Raw genomic sequence first — 16451 nt, 5'->3', positions numbered from 1 at the left:
TGCTTCGCAATGTGTACCTGCCCTCTTTCGAGGCGGCAGCCAAAGCCGGAGCAGCTACCTATATGACCTCCTTTAACGACAACGACGGCATCCCTGCCTCGGGCAACGGTTATATCCTGAAGGATGTGCTGCGCAAGGAGTGGGGCTTCGACGGCTTTGTGGTATCGGACTGGGCTTCGGTAGGGGAGATGATCGCCCACGGCTTCTGTGCCGACGGGAAGGAAGCGGCGCTTAAGGCTGTGAATGCGGGTGTCGACATGGAGATGGTAAGCTACCATTACGTGAACCACCTGAAGGAGCTGATCTCGGAAGGCAAGGTGAAGGAGGAGACGATCGACAATGCGGTACGTAACATCCTGCGCGTGAAATTCCGTCTCGGGTTGTTTGAGAATCCGTATGTGGATGAGAGCAAGGGAGAGGTGCTTTACGCAGCTTCACACTTGGAAGCCGCTAAGGAGGCCGCCATCGAGTCGGCCGTACTTCTAAAGAACGAAGGTTCGGTATTACCTCTGGGAGAATCCGTGAAGACCATCGCCGTAATCGGACCGATGGCGGATGCACCGCACGACCAGATGGGTACGTGGGTGTTCGACGGGGATAAGAACTATACCCAAACACCCCTGAAGGCATTGGAATCAGCCTATGGCGATAAGATCAAGATCGTGTATGCCCCTGGCGTAAGCTACAGCCGGGATACGAATACGGGCGGTATTGCAGCAGCGGTACGCGCCGCATCATCGGCAGATGTGGTGTTGGCTTTTGTAGGAGAGGAATCCATCCTGTCCGGCGAGGCCCACTGTCTGGCCAACCTGAACCTGCAGGGCGCGCAGAGCGCTTTGATCGAGGCGGTAGCCAATACGGGCAAACCTCTGGTTACGATCGTAATGGCGGGTCGACCGCTTACAATCGGCAAAGAGGCAGTCTTGTCCGATGCCTTGCTTTACAGCTTCCATCCGGGCACGATGGGCGGACCGGCCTTGGTGGACCTGCTCTTCGGCAAGTCAGTGCCCAGCGGCAAACTGCCAGTGACCTTCCCGAAAGAGGTAGGTCAGATTCCGCTTTATTACAGTCACAACAGCACGGGCCGTCCTTTCCAGGGTACGGAGACGATGCTGCAGGATATCCCTGCGGAAGCTGGACAGACTTCATTGGGTAACACCTCGTTCTATCTGGATGCGGGTAACGATCCGCTGTATCCCTTTGGTTACGGCTTGTCTTACAGCACATTCAAATACGACAACCTGAAGCTATCTTCAGAGAAACTGAAGGAGGGCGACGTACTTACGGTAAGCTTCGATCTGACCAATACGGGTAAATACGATGCAACGGAGGTAGCGCAGCTGTATGTTCAGGACCGTTTTGGTTCAGTAACGCGTCCGGTAAAGGAGCTGAAGCGCTTCGAACGCATCGCTTTGAAGTCGGGCGAAAGCCGCAGTGTAAGCTTCAGTCTGCCGATAGAGGAGCTCGCCTTCTGGAACATCGATATGAAGAAGGTTGTTGAGGCCGGTGATTTCAACCTGTGGGTTGGCGGCGACAGCCGTGCGGCTTTGAAAGGTTCTTTCGTTGTTGAATAAGAAATTTTTATTCTGAATTTAGATTTATCTGATTAACCAGGACTAATGTAAGTGTGTGTGTAGGCCGGTAAGGGATTCAACCTTACCGGCTTTTTTTCATTTTTAACTAACAATCTTTCAAAACTTATCTATCTTTGTTTCAATCACTTTAAATTATATGCTATGAAGTTCTTTCTTGACACAGCTAACTTAGCCCAGATACGCGAGGCTAATGCTTTAGGCGTACTGGATGGCGTAACCACCAACCCCTCGTTAATGGCCAAAGAGGGTGTACAAGGTGCAGAAGGGTGTAAACAACACTACCTGAAGATTTGCGAAATCGTGAACGGCGATGTGAGTGCCGAGGTACTTGCAACTGATTTTGAAGGCATGGTGAAGGAAGGAAAGGAGCTGGCTTCACTGCATCCCAATATTGTGGTAAAGATACCCTGTATTGCCGAAGGCATTAAAGCCATCCGTTACCTTTGTGGCAAGGGCATCCGTACCAACTGCACTCTGGTATTCTCGCCCGGTCAGGCTTTATTGGCCGCCAAAGCCGGAGCAACCTACGTATCTCCCTTTGTAGGCCGGTTGGACGATATTTCCAGTGATGGGATAGACCTGGTACGTAAAATTGTGGAGATGTACTCCATTTACGGCTTCGACACCCAGGTGCTGGCCGCTTCCATCCGCCATACCCAGCACATTATACAGTGCATCGAGGTGGGTGCCCATGTGGCGACCTGTCCGTTGAGTGCCATTGTGGGATTGCTGAAGCATCCGTTGACCGACAGCGGACTGGCTACCTTTCTGGCGGATTCGAAGAAGTACATGGAATAACCTGCCGGACCCTATACCGGACTACGCATATTGAGACGGCAGAACCGGCATGCGGGAAGTACATATCATACAGGATGCACCTTTTTTAGCCAAAGGGTGCATCCTTTTTTAAAAGAGGTTGTATCCATTTTCGGTAAGAAACCCTATCTTTGTCATTTACATAAGAACATTTAAAAGAGATATCCCGTGGCAAAGCAAGTGGTTGAAACCCCTTTGATGAAACAATATTTTGAGATTAAGACAAAGCATCCGGATGCAATTCTGTTGTTCCGGGTGGGCGACTTTTATGAAACCTTTTCGGATGATGCCATTGCTGCGGCAGAGATTCTCGGGATTACCCTGACACGCCGGGCCAACGGAGCCGCTCAGTTTGTAGAACTGGCCGGATTCCCTCACCATGCCCTGGACACCTACCTGCCCAAACTGGTAAGAGCCGGTAAGCGGGTGGCCATCTGCGACCAGCTGGAAGATCCCAAACTAACCAAGAAGCTGGTTAAAAGAGGGATAACCGAACTGGTTACGCCGGGTGTATCCATCAACGACAATATACTGAATCATAAAGAGAATAACTTCCTGGCCTCGGTCCATTTTGCCAAAGAGGCCTGCGGTATCTCTTTCCTGGATATATCCACCGGCGAATTCCTTACGGCGGAAGGGACGGTCGACTATATCGATAAGCTGCTCAACAACTTTTCACCCAAGGAGGTGCTGATCGAACGCACCAACCGCAAACGGTTTGAAGAGTGTTTCGGTCCCCGTTACTTTGTATTCGAGCTCGAAGACTGGATATTCACCTCCGATGCGGCCAACGACCGGCTCACGAAACATTTCGAGACCAACAACCTGAAAGGCTTTGGAGTACAACACCTCAAGCTGGGGGTGATAGCCGCCGGAGCTATTTTGCAATACCTGGATATTACACAGCATACCCAACTATCGCATATCACATCGCTGGCGCGTATTGAAGAAGACCGCTACGTGCGTCTGGATAAGTTTACGGTACGCAGTCTCGAACTGGTGGGAACCATGAACGACGAAGGATGCAGCCTGCTTCAGGTATTGGACAAGACGGTATCGCCCATGGGATCGCGTATGCTAAGACGATGGATTGTGTTTCCGCTGAAGGATGTTAAGCCCATCGAGGAACGCCAGAATGTGGTGGAATACTTTTTCAGGCATCCGGATATCAAGCAGTTATTCGACGAGCAGCTCAACCTGATAGGAGACCTGGAGCGTATTATCTCCAAAGTTGCCGTGGGACGTGTCTCACCCCGTGAAGTGATACAGCTCAAGGTAGCCCTTAAAGCCATCGAACCCATCAAGAAAGCCTGCATGGAAAGCGAGGATGCCAGTCTGCGACGCATCGGCGAACAGCTCAACGCCTGCACCATCATAAGCGAACGGATCGAAAAGGAGATCAACCCCGATGCCCCTTCACAGATCAACCGCGGCGGAGTGATACGCACCGGCGTGAACGAAGAGCTGGATGAGCTTAGAAATCTGGCATTTTCGGGAAAAGATTACCTGCTGCGGGTTCAGCAGCGCGAAATAGAAAATACAGGCATAACAAGCCTTAAAATAGCATTTAACAACGTGTTTGGGTACTACATTGAGGTGCGCAACACGCATAAAGACAAAGTTCCTGCCGGATGGATCCGTAAACAGACCCTTGTCAACGCCGAACGGTACATCACCCAGGAGCTGAAAGAGTACGAAGAAAAGATATTGGGAGCCGAGGAAAAGATCCTTTCCCTGGAAACCCGCCTCTTCAATGAACTGGTACTTTGCCTGATGGAGTACATTCCGCCTATCCAGAGCAATGCCAACCTGATTGGCCGGATAGACTGCCTCCTCTCTTTTGCCAAGGCTGCCGAGAGCAACCGGTACATGCGTCCGGAGGTGAATGATACGGATGTGATAGACATAAAGGCGGGCCGGCACCCTGTAATCGAAAAGCAGCTTCCGCTGGGCGAGACCTACATTGCCAACGATGTGTATCTGGACGACGAGCACCAGCAGGTGATCATGATTACCGGTCCCAATATGTCGGGTAAGTCGGCTTTGCTCCGTCAGACCGCCCTCATCACCCTGATGGCTCAGATCGGATCATTCGTTCCGGCCGAGAGCGCCCGCATCGGACTGGTGGATAAGATCTTCACCCGTGTAGGAGCTTCGGATAATATCTCCGTGGGCGAATCTACCTTCATGGTGGAAATGAACGAGGCGGCCGATATCCTGAACAACCTATCGCCCAAGAGCTTGGTACTGTTCGACGAGCTAGGTAGGGGAACCAGTACCTACGACGGTATCTCCATCGCCTGGGCGATTGTGGAGTACATCCACGAGCACCCCAATGCCAGGGCCAAGACCCTCTTTGCCACCCATTATCACGAGCTGAATGAGATGGAGCGTACCTTCCACCGTATTAAAAACTACAACGTGTCTGTGAAGGAGCTGGGAAACAAGGTTATTTTCCTGCGTAAGCTGGTGCCCGGAGGCAGCGAACACAGCTTCGGTATCCATGTGGCGAAGATGGCCGGTATGCCCAAAAGTATCGTGAAACGTTCCGGAGAGATTCTGAAACAACTGGAGACCGAAAACCGTCAGGGGGGCGTTGTTTCCAAGCCGGTTAAAGGAATTGCAGCCAAGGCCGAAGGTTATCAGCTAAGTTTCTTCCAGCTGGACGATCCCGTACTTTCGCAGGTGCGCGACGAGATACAGAATATCGATGTAAACAACCTCACTCCGCTGGAGGGCCTCAATAAACTGAGCGAGATCAAGCGAATCATTAAAGGGAAATAACCGGAATTGCCTGCGTCAGGGAGTGTTCATGCGATATTAATTAGTATTTAACACTTTTCCTGTAGGTATAATTAAATGAATGTGCTTACTTTGCCCCTTCTTAATTAACAGTGGACATGCACGCATGTGTCCTGTTCTAAAAAACCAGGAAAAATGAAGACAATTACCCGATTCATGGCATCGGCTTTACTTGCCCTTGCAGGCTCAGGAGCTCTTTTGGCTCAAGATGTGATTTACAGAATTAACCCGTCGGACACCATCCCTTGCAAAATTGTCGAGATAGGAGAGGAGCTTGTCAAGTACAAGGCCGATACCTATTCGCAGGATCTCACCTTTACAGTCGACAAAAATAAGATTACCCGTATTGTATTTGGCAATGGCAAGGAGATGACCTTTGCCGATTCCATGTTTGGCAAAGAGAATTACGAGACACAGCGTAAGAATGCCATCAAATTAAGCTTTCTGTCTCCTTTGATGGGAGCCACTCTTCTTTCGTACGAACATAGCGTGAAGCCGGGACAGTCCATGGAGTTCGGTCTGGGAATTATCGGTGCCGGCAGAGATGTTGATGATGTGAATCCTTTTGGAGCCGTTGCCAAGTTCGGATATAAGTTTATAACCTCTCCCGACTGGTACGACCGCCGTCAGCGGTACGCCCATATCCTGAAAGGATCGTATATCAAGCCCGAAGTAACCTTCTTGCATTATACATCCGACTATTATTGGGTGGATTACATCGGAAGCACTGATACTTATAAAATCGTTAAGGATAAGACCGTAACCACCATGTTCTCTGTGATGCTGGTAGGTGGCAAGCAATGGGTCTTCAATGATCTGTTTCTGGTGGATCTGTTTGCCGGAGTAGGCTACGGGTTCGGTCATAATCCACGGAATGAATCCTGGCATTACGGATTTTTGGGAGCTGAAAACGACACACCGCTAACGCTGACTGCCGGAATAAAGATAGGATTCTTATTGGGAAAGAAATGAACCGTAAGGCGCGGATAAGCAGGAACTAAGTTCCAAATAAGGCAGAATACCCCAGCGGGCCCATGGAGACGTTAAATCGCGCCCATGGGCCCGTTTATTTGTCCCCGTGGGCCCGTTGGTGCAATGTGATAACTTTTGTGCTTAAAACAAGCGGAAACGGGGTTAAAACATATCCTTCCTTCGGCTTACTTATAACATAAACCGCAGGAAGGATATACATACTTTCGGGAGGGATGATACGGATAGGTCAGAGGGTGTTCATCTCGTCCATCCGGAAGGTAACCTTTGCCCCTTTGGGGAGTTTCTTTACAATGGAACCGTACATGAAGGTATCCGGACGGATCATACCTCCGGCCACTTCCACGATGTAGGCATAGGTCTTTTTGGCCGTACGTACAAAGCGGTGCTGAATCTCCTTGACCTGACTAAAATAGGTATCGACTCCGATAAGGAGGCTGTATTTGGAAAAGTCGATGTCTTTTAGTTGGGAGAGCGATTCAAGCTCTTCGGCGGTAAACAGCCACTCCAGCTCCTTTCTTGAACGTATCACCTTTTTCTCGCCGGCATTCAGGTCTCCTTTCACATGCATTAGGGGTAGTTCCTGTACGATGCATGCCTCCGGCTCTCTCTGCAGATTGGCCGTTCTCACATATCCCTGTACCGGGAAGAAGGAGGCCAATTTAATCAATAGCTTTATTGTATTCATATGGCATTGGTTTATATGGTTTTCTACGAAATCCGACTTAAATATACAAACTAAGATGCAGTTTCTATCGCAGATGCTGCATGAATTTTCTATTTCAGAATGTTAAATATTTGCCTTATCTTTACAAATAAATGCCTGTTTGAGGTTACCTTAACGGCAGGTAAAGTAATATATAATTAATTATTAAATCTATGGCTATCAACTATCTTATGGAGGAGTGTTCCCGAAACCTTGCAACATCTACACGTAAAGGATTAATACCCAGAGTATACAGGAAAATGAACATCACAATAGGCAAGCTGGTCTCCCGCCTGGCAGGAGGCTCACACATCCGTAAAACAGAGCTTAAGCTGGCAATCGAGCTGGTAAGAGAGCAGATTATATTGGAGCTGCTGGATGGAAACAGCGTAACATTAGACGAGTTCGGTACCTTTTCCGTATCCGCAGCCACCGATAAGGCGGTGACCAATCCCGATGAGATCCGGTCGGCATCCATTTATGTGAAAAACGTAAACTTTATCCCTTCGCCCAGGTTGATGAAGCGGATGGAGACCGCCCGGTTTGAAAGAAAAACGAAGTAGGGGAGTCCCCTACTTCAATCTATAGCTTACAAAGGCAATCTTCTTACTGTCCGGCGACCATGAATTGACATTGATGGTTCCTTGTCCGCCAAAAAGCTTTGCCAGCATACGGGTTTCGCCACCCCCGGCAGGCATGATCCGGAGTTCAACATTCTTATTGGCCAGGTGCTCATTCGGTTTCAGGTCGCCTTTATAGTAGGCTATGTAAACCACCTGCTTGCCATCGGGCGATATATGCGGAAACCAGGCGTTGCGGGTATCATCGAACGTGAGTTGTGTCTGCTCGCTTCCGTCGGCTTTCATACGCCACACCTGCATGAGTCCGCTTCGTACCGAATTAAACCAGATGTAGTTTCCGCAAGGCGAATATTCGGGTCCGTCGTCCAGTCCCTCGGCTGTAGTAAGCCGTACCTCTTCGCCTCCTTCGGCCGGTATTACATACACATCGTAATTACCATTCCGCTCGGCACAATAGGCAAGCTGTTTCCCGTCGGGCGACCAGCCGTGTAGATAACTTGGTCCCATCGGGGTGATAAGACGGGGTGTTCCTCCTTCGATCGGCAAGGTATAGATGCGGGATCTGCCGTCTTCTCTGGTTCCGTGACTGATTGCAATTCCTTTGCCGTCGGCCGACAATACATGGTCGTTATTGCAACGTGTGGCAAATCCTGTGGGGATAACTTCGGGCTCGCTGGGGTTCTGGGGAGACAGGCGGTACAGTTTACCGCCGCTGTTGTAAATAAGCCATGCCCCGTCTACCGTCCAGTTGGGCGCCTCGATCAGATAGGGAAATTCCTTCACTACCGTACGGTTGCCGCTTTGAACATCCAGTATTTCGAGGATGCTGGTAACCTTTTGCTGGGCACTTACAGTCCCTATAACAAGCGAACAAGCCATGGCACAAAGCATTTGTTTCATAAAGCACAAGAATTTAAGAATTTACACAAACATACAAAAAAAGAAATATAAAAAAGGGATAACCTGCCTATTTTCAAGTTATAGAAAAGCGGAGATACGACCATCAGGGTGTATCTCCGCCTATAGATTAGTTGCATGAAGGTTGTCCGGTTACCGGGGTTACTTTATTCCCAGCAGAGTGATCAGTAAATAGATTACTGCCGCCAGAGCCGCACTAACGGGAATGGTAAGAATCCAGGCCCATAGCAGGTTGATGGTAACACCCCAACGTACTGCCGATAGTCTCTTTACAGCTCCAACCCCCATGATTGCTCCGGTAATGGTATGGGTGGTACTTACCGGTATCTTAAGAATCTCAGTGATAAACAGGGTGGTGGCACCGGCTGTTTCGGCACAAACACCTTCCAGCGAGGTTACTTTCGTAATCTTGGTCCCCATTGTCTTAACAATACGCCAGCCCCCAGCCATGGTTCCGATACCGATGGCGGCGAAACAGGTCAATGGAACCCAGTCGGGCATGGTGTTTACCGAGTCGATGTGTCCGGCTGCAATCATAGCCGTGGCAATGATACCCATCACTTTCTGCGAATCGTTCATCCCGTGTCCGAGGCTAAACAGCCCGGAGGATACCAATTGCAGACGCTTAAAGGTAGTTTCCGCCTTGCGGTTGTTCACGTTTTTAAATAACCAAAGAACACCGATGGTTATTATAGAAGAGATAACCATACCAATCAGCGGAGCCAATACGATGAAAGAGGCAATTTTGATGATGGTTGCTCCGTGGATAGCCTGAAATCCGGCACCGGCGATGGCTGCTCCCGCAAATCCTCCGATCAGCGTATGGGAAGAAGAGGAGGGGATACCCAGTCTCCAGGTCAGCAAATTCCAGCTGATAGCAGCTATAAGGCCGGAAAGGATGATGGGAAGCGTGATATATTCCCGTATAACCGTCTTCGCCACAGTATCTGCAATTCCAAATTCGCCAATGATATACTTGGCTACAAAGAAGGCAAGAAAGTTAAACGCTGCCGCCCAGAGCACTGCCTGAAAAGGCGTAAGCACGCGGGTAGTAACAATGGTGGCAATGGAGTTGGCAGCATCGTGAAAACCGTTGATAAAATCAAATATAATTCCCAGAACTATTACAATAATGAGTAGCGTCATATGTATTTTGATTTATCAGGCGTATTTTACTAAGATGGACTTGATTACCTTTCCGGTACTGTTTATTTTGTTCACAGCCTTTTCAAGCTCTTGCGTAATTTCTTTCATTTTAATGAGTTCCACCGAACTTGTCTCTTCTTTGAAAAGACTCATGATGGCTGTTTCGTAGATACCATCGGCCTCTTCCTCCAACCGCTTGATCTCGCGGCAGTGACTGCGTAGCTGTGTATCTGTTTTCTTGAGGTTTTGCAGTTCGGTTACGGCATGTTGAACTTCGATACATCCCTTATAGATGATATCTACCAGCAAAGCCGAATTCTTATTTAACTTTTGCGGCGAATAAAGAAGAACCTTCTGTCCGCATCGGTTAATAACATCAATTACATCGTCCAGAATATCTGCCAGCTCATGGATATCTTCCCTGTCGAATGGCGTAAGGAAAGTATCATTTAACGCCTTGAAAGTCTGTTTCGTGATCTTATCACCCTTCACTTCTTCAGCTTTGATCAGGCGACATAATTCATTTCTGCGTTCCGGGTTTTCTGTAGAGAAGAGTTCTTTCAGCAAAACGGATGATTGTACAAGGATGGATGTTGCTTCGTCGAGCAAAGGAAAAAATTTAACATCTTTCGGAGCGAATACGCTCAACAGAGTATTAATTTTCATCTGTAGTAAATTAATTTTTAATTATGCAAATGTAGAATAATTCTTAAATATTTTGCTATTGAGTCTTTCTTTTTCTAACCATAAAAAAGAAGCTCTGCCAGTAGTTAAACAGGAATAAAAAAAAAGCTGCCGGCACGAGGTTGCCAACAGCTTTTAATTATTTATACGTTGAAACGGAAGTGCATGATGTCGCCATCTGCAACCACATATTCCTTACCTTCCACACTCATCTTGCCGGCCTCTTTCACTGCCGCCTCCGATTTAAGTGCAATAAAGTCGTTGTATTTAATCACTTCGGCCCGGATAAAGCCTTTTTCAAAATCTGTATGAATTACACCGGCACATTGCGGAGCTTTACTGCCCTTTAAGAATGTCCAGGCGCGTACTTCCTGTACACCTACTGTAAAGTAAGTTTCCAGGTTCAGTAATTTGTAGGCCGACTTGATCAGACGTGCTACTCCGGATTCTTCCAGACCGATCTCGGCCAGAAACATGGAGCGTTCGTCGTATGTTTCAAATTCGGCAATCTCCGATTCTATTTTAGCTGCCACCACCAGGATTTCGGCATCCTCATCTTTCACAGCTTCCCGTACCTGTTCTACATACTTATTGCCGCTTACCGCACTTGCTTCGTCTACGTTGCAGACGTACATAACCGGTTTGCTTGTAAGCAGAAACAGTTCTTTAGCCAGCTTTTGTTCGTCTTTTGTATCGAAAGTCACCGTACGTGCACTCTTTCCCTGCTCCAAAGCTTCCTTAAACTTTATAAGCACTTCGTACATCATTTTGGCTTGCTTGTCGCCGCCTGTCTGCGCCTGTTTCTGAACCTTGGCGATGCGCGACTCGATGGTTTCTAGGTCTTTCAACTGTAGTTCGTAGTCGATAATCTCTTTATCGCGTACCGGATTTACAGAACCGTCCACGTGTGTTATATTGTCGTCGTCAAAACAGCGCAGCACATGCAGAATGGCGTCGGTTTCGCGAATGTTTGCAAGAAACTTGTTTCCCAATCCCTCTCCTTTGCTGGCTCCTTTTACCAGACCGGCTATATCTACAATTTCCACCGTGGTAGGAACAATCCGCTGGGGATGTACCAGTTCGGCAAGTATGGTAAGACGTTCGTCCGGAACGGTAATCACACCCACATTGGGCTCGATGGTACAAAAGGGAAAGTTAGCCGATTGCGCTTTTGCATTCGATAAACAGTTGAATAATGTAGACTTGCCAACGTTTGGTAAGCCTACAATGCCACATTGTAATGCCATTTATTAGTCGATTTTTAGTATATACTTCTCTGTTTGAGGGTGCAAAGATACGAAATATTCTTTTTCATGCCACACCGCATACTCCTTAATGTGCTTCAAGCCAGCTGTATCCTTCGCCGCAATCTGCTATTAATGGAACCCGCAGTTTGCAGGCACCCTCCATCTCCTCCAGTACAATCTTTTTTACCTGTTCTTTCTCTTCTTTGTACACATTGAAGTTAAGTTCGTCATGTACCTGCAATATCATTTTACTACGTAGCTTTTCTTCTTCAAACCGTTTGTAGATCCGTATCATGGCAATCTTGATTATGTCGGCCGCACTTCCCTGGATGGGTGCATTGATGGCGTTGCGCTCGGCATAACCACGTACGATGGCATTTCCGGAATTGATATCCGGAAGGTAACGTTTCCGTTTGAAAATGGTCTCTACGTATCCCTTCTCTTTTGCCAGATGGATGCATTCGTCCATGTAAGCCTTGATGCGTGAATAGGTCTTGAAATAACCATCTATCAGTTCTTTGGCCTCCCCGCGTGGAATGTTGAGTCGCTCCGACAATCCAAATACCGAAATTCCGTAAATGATGCCGAAGTTGGCTGTTTTCGCCTTTCGGCGCATGTCGCCGGTAACCATCTCGAGCGGAACATTGTATATCTTGGCTGCCGTTGCCGCATGAATATCAGCACCACTGTTAAAGGCTTCGATCATGTTCGGGTCTTCGCTAAGATGCGCCATGATACGTAACTCGATCTGCGAGTAGTCGGCCGAAAAGAAGACGCATTGGTCGTTATCGGCTGTAAAGGCCCTTCGGATCTCTTTGCCCATTTCGTCTCTGATAGGAATATTCTGCAAGTTGGGGTTACTCGACGATAATCGTCCCGTTGCTGCCACCGTCTGATTGAAGGAGGTATGTATCTTTCCTGTTTGCGGATTAATCAGCTCGGGTAGCGAATCGATGTATGTACTCAACAGCTTTTTTATTCCGCGGTATTCGAGCAGTTTCCCTATTATGGGATGCTTAGACCGGAGTTTTTCCAGCGTTTCCTCGTTGGTGGTATAGTTGCCTGTTTTAGTCTTCTTCGCCTTTTCCATGATTTGCAGGCGATCGAAAAGAATTTCACCTACCTGTTTGGTCGAATTGATATTGAAAGTTGTACCTGCCAATTCGTAGATTTCCTCTTCCAGACGGATCAAGGTTTGGGTAAGTTCCTGCGACGATTGCTTTAATGCTTCGGTATCCAGGGCAATACCCGTAACCTCCATTTCTTCCAACACATGTATAAGAGGCATCTCCATTTCGTAGAATAGCGATTCCAGTCCTGCTTTCTTCAGTTCCGGTGCAAAGAAATTTTTGAGCTGCAGGGTGATGTCCGCATCTTCGGCTGCATATTCCGCAACCTGAGCAACCGGAACCTGACGCATCGTTAATTGATTTTTCCCTTTTGCACCAATCAGCTCCTCTATGGAAACCGGTTTGTACTTTAGGTAGGTCTCCGACAAATAATCCATGTTATGCCTTAATTCCGGATTCAGCAGGTAATGGGCGATCATGGTGTCGAATAGGGGACCCTGTACCTTGATTTGGTATTTGCGTAAGACCACCGTGTCGAATTTAATATTCTGACCGATCTTCTCGATTTTCTCGTTTTCTAACGCCTCTGCAAATTGAGATACAATTTTCTGGGCTTCATCGAAATTTTCGGGAATCGGTACATACCAGGCCTCCTTTTCCTTTACGGCGAAGGACATACCAACCAGTTTTGCTGTAAGGGGATCTATACCGTCTGTCTCGGTGTCAAAAGCAAAAAATTCCTGTGTTGCTAAAAAGGAGCTTAATTCTTTTATTTTATCCTGATTATCAGTAAGATGGTAGGTGTGTTGCGTGTTTTTTATGTCTCTGAGATTTGAATATTTTTCTTCAGCTGCATCCTCGGTCGGAAATATCGCAAAGAGATCGCCTTGAACCGGACCCTGATTTTGGACTTTTACGGGCTCTGCTTCTAATTTGTTAATAAATGCTCTGAATTCTAAATCTGTGTAAATTTCTCTTAATTTATCTATATCCGCTTTTTCACGCAAACAGCTTTCTGCACTGAACTGTATGGGGACATCCGTTTTAATGGTTGCCAGAAAACGGGAGAAGATAATCTGGTCTTTGTTTTCTTCCACCTTTTTTTTCAAGGCTCCCTTTAACTGATCCGTATTTGCCAACAGATTGTCGATACTACCAAATTCGGCCAGTAGTTTCTGTGCCGTTTTTTCACCTACACCCGGGCAACCTGGAATGTTGTCGGATGAATCTCCCATAAGACCCAGCAGATCGATCACTTGTTCGGTCGAAGTGAGTTCGTATTTTTGTAATACCTCCGGAACACCCAATATCTCGTAATCGCCGCCGAATTTAGGACGATACATAAAGATATGCTCGCTAACCAGCTGACCATAGTCTTTATCCGGCGTCATCATGTACACATCGAATCCCTCTTTTTCGGCTTGCTTGGCAATGGTACCTATCACATCGTCGGCTTCGTAACGGGGTACTTCCAATATGGGTATATTGTACGCCTGAATAATCTGCTTGATAACAGGAACGGATGCCCGGATTACTTCGGGAGATTCTTCCCGCTGGGCCTTGTATTGTTCGAATGCTTCGTGACGGAATGTGGGGCCCGACGGATCGAATCCTACGGCGATATGGGTTGGGCTTTCCCGTTTTAATATATCTTCGAGGGTATTTACAAAGCCAAATATGGCGGATGTGTTTACTCCTTTGGAATTTATGCGGGGTGCTTTAATAAAGGCGTAATAGGATCTGTAGATCAGCGCATAGGCATCTATGAGGAAAAGCTTCATTGTTTTACAAGTTTTTGAGACATAAACTTCGGTAAATGTACGAAATTTATCGCTTACTTGTAAGATTTTGCTACTTTTGCATATCTTTGAAGGTAAGTATGAATACACGAAGTAAAATAGAAGAGCCGGTTGCTAAAGAGTTTCAACAGTTCAATGATGAATTTGCCAACTCCCTTAAGAGCGAAACGCGCAGGCTACAGTCGGCTATCATTCAGATACAGCATGCTGTCGGTAAGCATGTGCGTCCTTTATTGGTGCTTTTAACAGCAAAAGCATGCGGTAAGATTACAGAGCATACGATAAATGCGGCCGTGTTACTCGAACTGCTTCATACGGCAACGTTAATTCATGATGATGTAATTGATGAGACCAAAGAGCGCAGGGGGTTGCCTTCCCTGAATGCTATATTTGATAACCGCGTATCGGTGCTGGTTGGAGACTATATTTTGTCTTCTGCTTTGATACGAGCCATTCAAACACGCAATCTTCAGATTATATCCATCGTGTCCAACTTGGGGCGCGACCTGTCCGAAGGCGAGATTAAACAGCTTGAAACGGCAGAAGAGTCCATCGTGGATGAAGAGGCCTATATGCAGGTTATTAAAAAGAAAACAGCTACGTTATTGTCGGCTTGCACCGAAATAGGAGCCATCTGTGCCGATGCACCGGCCGATATCGTGGAGAAAAGCAAGTTGCTGGGAGAGTATCTTGGCTATGCTTTCCAGATAAAAGACGATATATTCGATTACTATAAGAACGAAGACCTGGGTAAACCTACCGGAAACGATATTCGCGAAGGCAAAGTTACCCTTCCTTTGCTTTACGCCCTTCAGCATGCCGGCCCTGCCGAACTCGAAACCTATATGACGTTGTTACGCTCAAAAGTGTTTACTCCTGTTCAGGTAGATCAGTTGATTGATTTTGCAATTCGGAAGGGTGGGATAGAGTATGCAGAAAATCGCATGCGCCATTATCATTCCAAAGCTATTGAACTGGTAGATTCATACCCCGATTCGGATGCAAAAGAGGCATTGATTCTTTTGGCTAACTATATTATCGAACGGAAAAAGTAAGGCTGGAAACGACAAAAGGGGTGTTTTTTGACTTGTGTCCAGTTAAGAATCTGACAAAAAAGTCTACTAATTCGAAAGAATGATTTAAAGGAAGCGCAGTATTAAACAGTACAAAATAGTAGTATTGATAATAAAAGAAAGCGGGAAGTTCTGACTATTGAACTTCCCGCTTTCTTTATTATTTACCTAAACGATTTTCGATATCTTTTACCAGACTGCTGGCTCCGATTCTGAAATAATCTTTTGTCAGCCATTCGTCTCCAAGCTTTTCTTTCACGATAGTGTAGTATTTAACAGCCTCTTCAGCTGTACGCACTCCTCCGGAAATCTTGATGCCGACTTTGTTTCCTGTAAGCAGGTGATAGGCGCGTATCGTTTCGCAGATGGTAAACGCTGCTTCTGGTGTAGCTCCGGGGTATCCTTTTCCTGTAGATGTTTTAACAAAATCTGCTCCGCAATACATGGCAACCAAGGTGGCTCTTTGTATATTATTAGCCGTAGCCAATGCTCCGGTTTCAATGATAACTTTGAGTTTGGCATTTCTGCAGGCTTCTTTAATCTCGGATAGTTCCTCCGTAAGTTCCTCGTAGTTTTCTTCCAACAGATACCCTAGATTCATCACTACATCGATCTCATCGGCTCCATCGGCAACAGCTAATGCCGTCTCAGCAATTTTAATTTCTGTAAATGTCTGTGAGGCCGGAAATCCACCAGCCACCGATGCAATTGATACATCTTGTGCCGTGAGTGCCTGTTTTACAGTATCCACAAATAAAGGAAATGTACAAATGGCTGCTACATTAGGGACATCCGGACGGGTTCCTTCAAAGTCGTTTACCGAATCCACCAGCTTCCAGATACTTTCTTTGCTGTCCAGGCTGGTCAGCGATGTTAAATCGATGCAGCCATGAATGGTCTTCAGCACTTCAGGTGTAAAATTAGCCTGGTATTTCTTTTCCAGCAATGCGTTTACCTGTTCTGCTATTTTAGCATCGGGTAGGGGAGTTGCGTATTTATTGAATACTTCCTGATATTTGTCCAT

General features: G+C 47.0%; 13 protein-coding genes. 6 read left to right on the top strand and 7 right to left on the bottom strand.

What is annotated here, in order from left to right; genetic code table 11:
- The 4 genes from AB7E53_RS02785 to AB7E53_RS02770 all read left to right on the top strand — a co-directional run.
- The coding region (locus AB7E53_RS02785; RefSeq protein WP_446774043.1) for a glycoside hydrolase family 3 C-terminal domain-containing protein at positions 1-1574 on the top strand (1574 nt) is incomplete at its 5' end.
- Positions 1575-1736: 162 nt separating this feature from the next.
- Positions 1737-2393 carry a fructose-6-phosphate aldolase gene (gene fsa / locus AB7E53_RS02780; RefSeq protein ID WP_446774041.1) on the top strand — a complete coding sequence of 219 codons (657 nt, stop codon included), beginning with the start codon at positions 1737-1739 and terminating at the stop codon, positions 2391-2393.
- 216 nt (positions 2394-2609) lie between these two features.
- Complete coding sequence (gene mutS, locus AB7E53_RS02775; protein WP_446774039.1) at positions 2610-5195, top strand: DNA mismatch repair protein MutS; 2586 nt, start codon at positions 2610-2612, stop codon at positions 5193-5195.
- Between the two features lie 153 nt (positions 5196-5348).
- The gene (locus AB7E53_RS02770; protein WP_446771010.1) at positions 5349-6185 is read left to right on the top strand and encodes a hypothetical protein; all 837 of its coding nucleotides are present in this window, start codon (positions 5349-5351) and stop codon (positions 6183-6185) included.
- Positions 6186-6432: 247 nt separating this feature from the next.
- Here the strand turns inward: AB7E53_RS02770 and AB7E53_RS02765 are convergent, their stop codons facing one another.
- A complete protein-coding gene (locus AB7E53_RS02765) occupies positions 6433-6891 on the bottom strand; it encodes a hypothetical protein (RefSeq protein ID WP_068181229.1) in 459 nt (152 codons plus the stop codon).
- A gap of 191 nt (positions 6892-7082) precedes the next feature.
- On the opposite strand from AB7E53_RS02765, the gene AB7E53_RS02760 reads away from it, so the two are divergent.
- Positions 7083-7472, top strand: coding sequence for an HU family DNA-binding protein (locus AB7E53_RS02760; RefSeq protein WP_079682288.1), 390 nt, complete (start codon positions 7083-7085; stop codon positions 7470-7472).
- 9 nt (positions 7473-7481) lie between these two features.
- On the opposite strand, the gene AB7E53_RS02755 is transcribed toward AB7E53_RS02760, so the two are convergent.
- The 5 genes from AB7E53_RS02755 to polA all read right to left on the bottom strand — a co-directional run bounded on the left by AB7E53_RS02755 (position 7482) and on the right by polA (position 14336).
- Entirely contained in the window at positions 7482-8381 is a 900-nt protein-coding gene (locus AB7E53_RS02755; RefSeq protein WP_446774045.1) for a TolB family protein, read from the bottom strand.
- Between the two features lie 168 nt (positions 8382-8549).
- Positions 8550-9554 carry an inorganic phosphate transporter gene (locus AB7E53_RS02750; protein WP_079682292.1) on the bottom strand — a complete coding sequence of 335 codons (1005 nt, stop codon included), beginning with the start codon at positions 9552-9554 and terminating at the stop codon, positions 8550-8552.
- A 15-nt stretch (positions 9555-9569) separates the two neighbouring features.
- Complete coding sequence (locus tag AB7E53_RS02745) at positions 9570-10220, bottom strand: DUF47 domain-containing protein (protein WP_179399909.1); 651 nt, start codon at positions 10218-10220, stop codon at positions 9570-9572.
- Between the two features lie 161 nt (positions 10221-10381).
- Positions 10382-11485 carry a redox-regulated ATPase YchF gene (gene ychF / locus AB7E53_RS02740; RefSeq protein WP_079682294.1) on the bottom strand — a complete coding sequence of 368 codons (1104 nt, stop codon included), beginning with the start codon at positions 11483-11485 and terminating at the stop codon, positions 10382-10384.
- Between the two features lie 85 nt (positions 11486-11570).
- Positions 11571-14336 carry a DNA polymerase I gene (gene polA / locus AB7E53_RS02735; RefSeq protein ID WP_446774036.1) on the bottom strand — a complete coding sequence of 922 codons (2766 nt, stop codon included), beginning with the start codon at positions 14334-14336 and terminating at the stop codon, positions 11571-11573.
- 98 nt (positions 14337-14434) lie between these two features.
- On the opposite strand from polA, the gene AB7E53_RS02730 reads away from it, so the two are divergent.
- A complete protein-coding gene (locus tag AB7E53_RS02730) occupies positions 14435-15409 on the top strand; it encodes a polyprenyl synthetase family protein (protein ID WP_079682415.1) in 975 nt (324 codons plus the stop codon).
- Positions 15410-15587: 178 nt separating this feature from the next.
- Here AB7E53_RS02730 and deoC read toward each other — a convergent pair whose 3' ends face one another.
- Entirely contained in the window at positions 15588-16451 is an 864-nt protein-coding gene (deoC, locus tag AB7E53_RS02725; RefSeq protein ID WP_446774034.1) for a deoxyribose-phosphate aldolase, read from the bottom strand.

The organism is Macellibacteroides sp. (genome assembly GCF_050251695.1).
Classification (GTDB): Bacteria; Bacteroidota; Bacteroidia; order Bacteroidales; family Tannerellaceae; genus Macellibacteroides; species Macellibacteroides fermentans.
The sequence above is the reverse complement of the archived record's forward strand: the minus strand, read 5'-3'. Positions and strand labels throughout refer to the sequence as shown.

Coding starts and splice junctions, on each gene's coding strand:
- AB7E53_RS02750 (WP_079682292.1), bottom strand. CDS start 9,554: ATGACGCTACTCATTATTGTAATAGTTCTGGGAATTATATTTGATTTT.
- polA (WP_446774036.1), bottom strand. CDS start 14,336: ATGAAGCTTTTCCTCATAGATGCCTATGCGCTGATCTACAGATCCTAT.
- AB7E53_RS02770 (WP_446771010.1), top strand. CDS start 5,349: ATGAAGACAATTACCCGATTCATGGCATCGGCTTTACTTGCCCTTGCA.
- AB7E53_RS02730 (WP_079682415.1), top strand. CDS start 14,435: ATGAATACACGAAGTAAAATAGAAGAGCCGGTTGCTAAAGAGTTTCAA.
- AB7E53_RS02765 (WP_068181229.1), bottom strand. CDS start 6,891: ATGAATACAATAAAGCTATTGATTAAATTGGCCTCCTTCTTCCCGGTA.
- ychF (WP_079682294.1), bottom strand. CDS start 11,485: ATGGCATTACAATGTGGCATTGTAGGCTTACCAAACGTTGGCAAGTCT.
- AB7E53_RS02760 (WP_079682288.1), top strand. CDS start 7,083: ATGGCTATCAACTATCTTATGGAGGAGTGTTCCCGAAACCTTGCAACA.
- deoC (WP_446774034.1), bottom strand. CDS start 16,451: ATGGACAAATATCAGGAAGTATTCAATAAATACGCAACTCCCCTACCC.
- AB7E53_RS02755 (WP_446774045.1), bottom strand. CDS start 8,381: ATGCTTTGTGCCATGGCTTGTTCGCTTGTTATAGGGACTGTAAGTGCC.
- mutS (WP_446774039.1), top strand. CDS start 2,610: ATGAAACAATATTTTGAGATTAAGACAAAGCATCCGGATGCAATTCTG.
- AB7E53_RS02745 (WP_179399909.1), bottom strand. CDS start 10,220: ATGAAAATTAATACTCTGTTGAGCGTATTCGCTCCGAAAGATGTTAAA.
- fsa (WP_446774041.1), top strand. CDS start 1,737: ATGAAGTTCTTTCTTGACACAGCTAACTTAGCCCAGATACGCGAGGCT.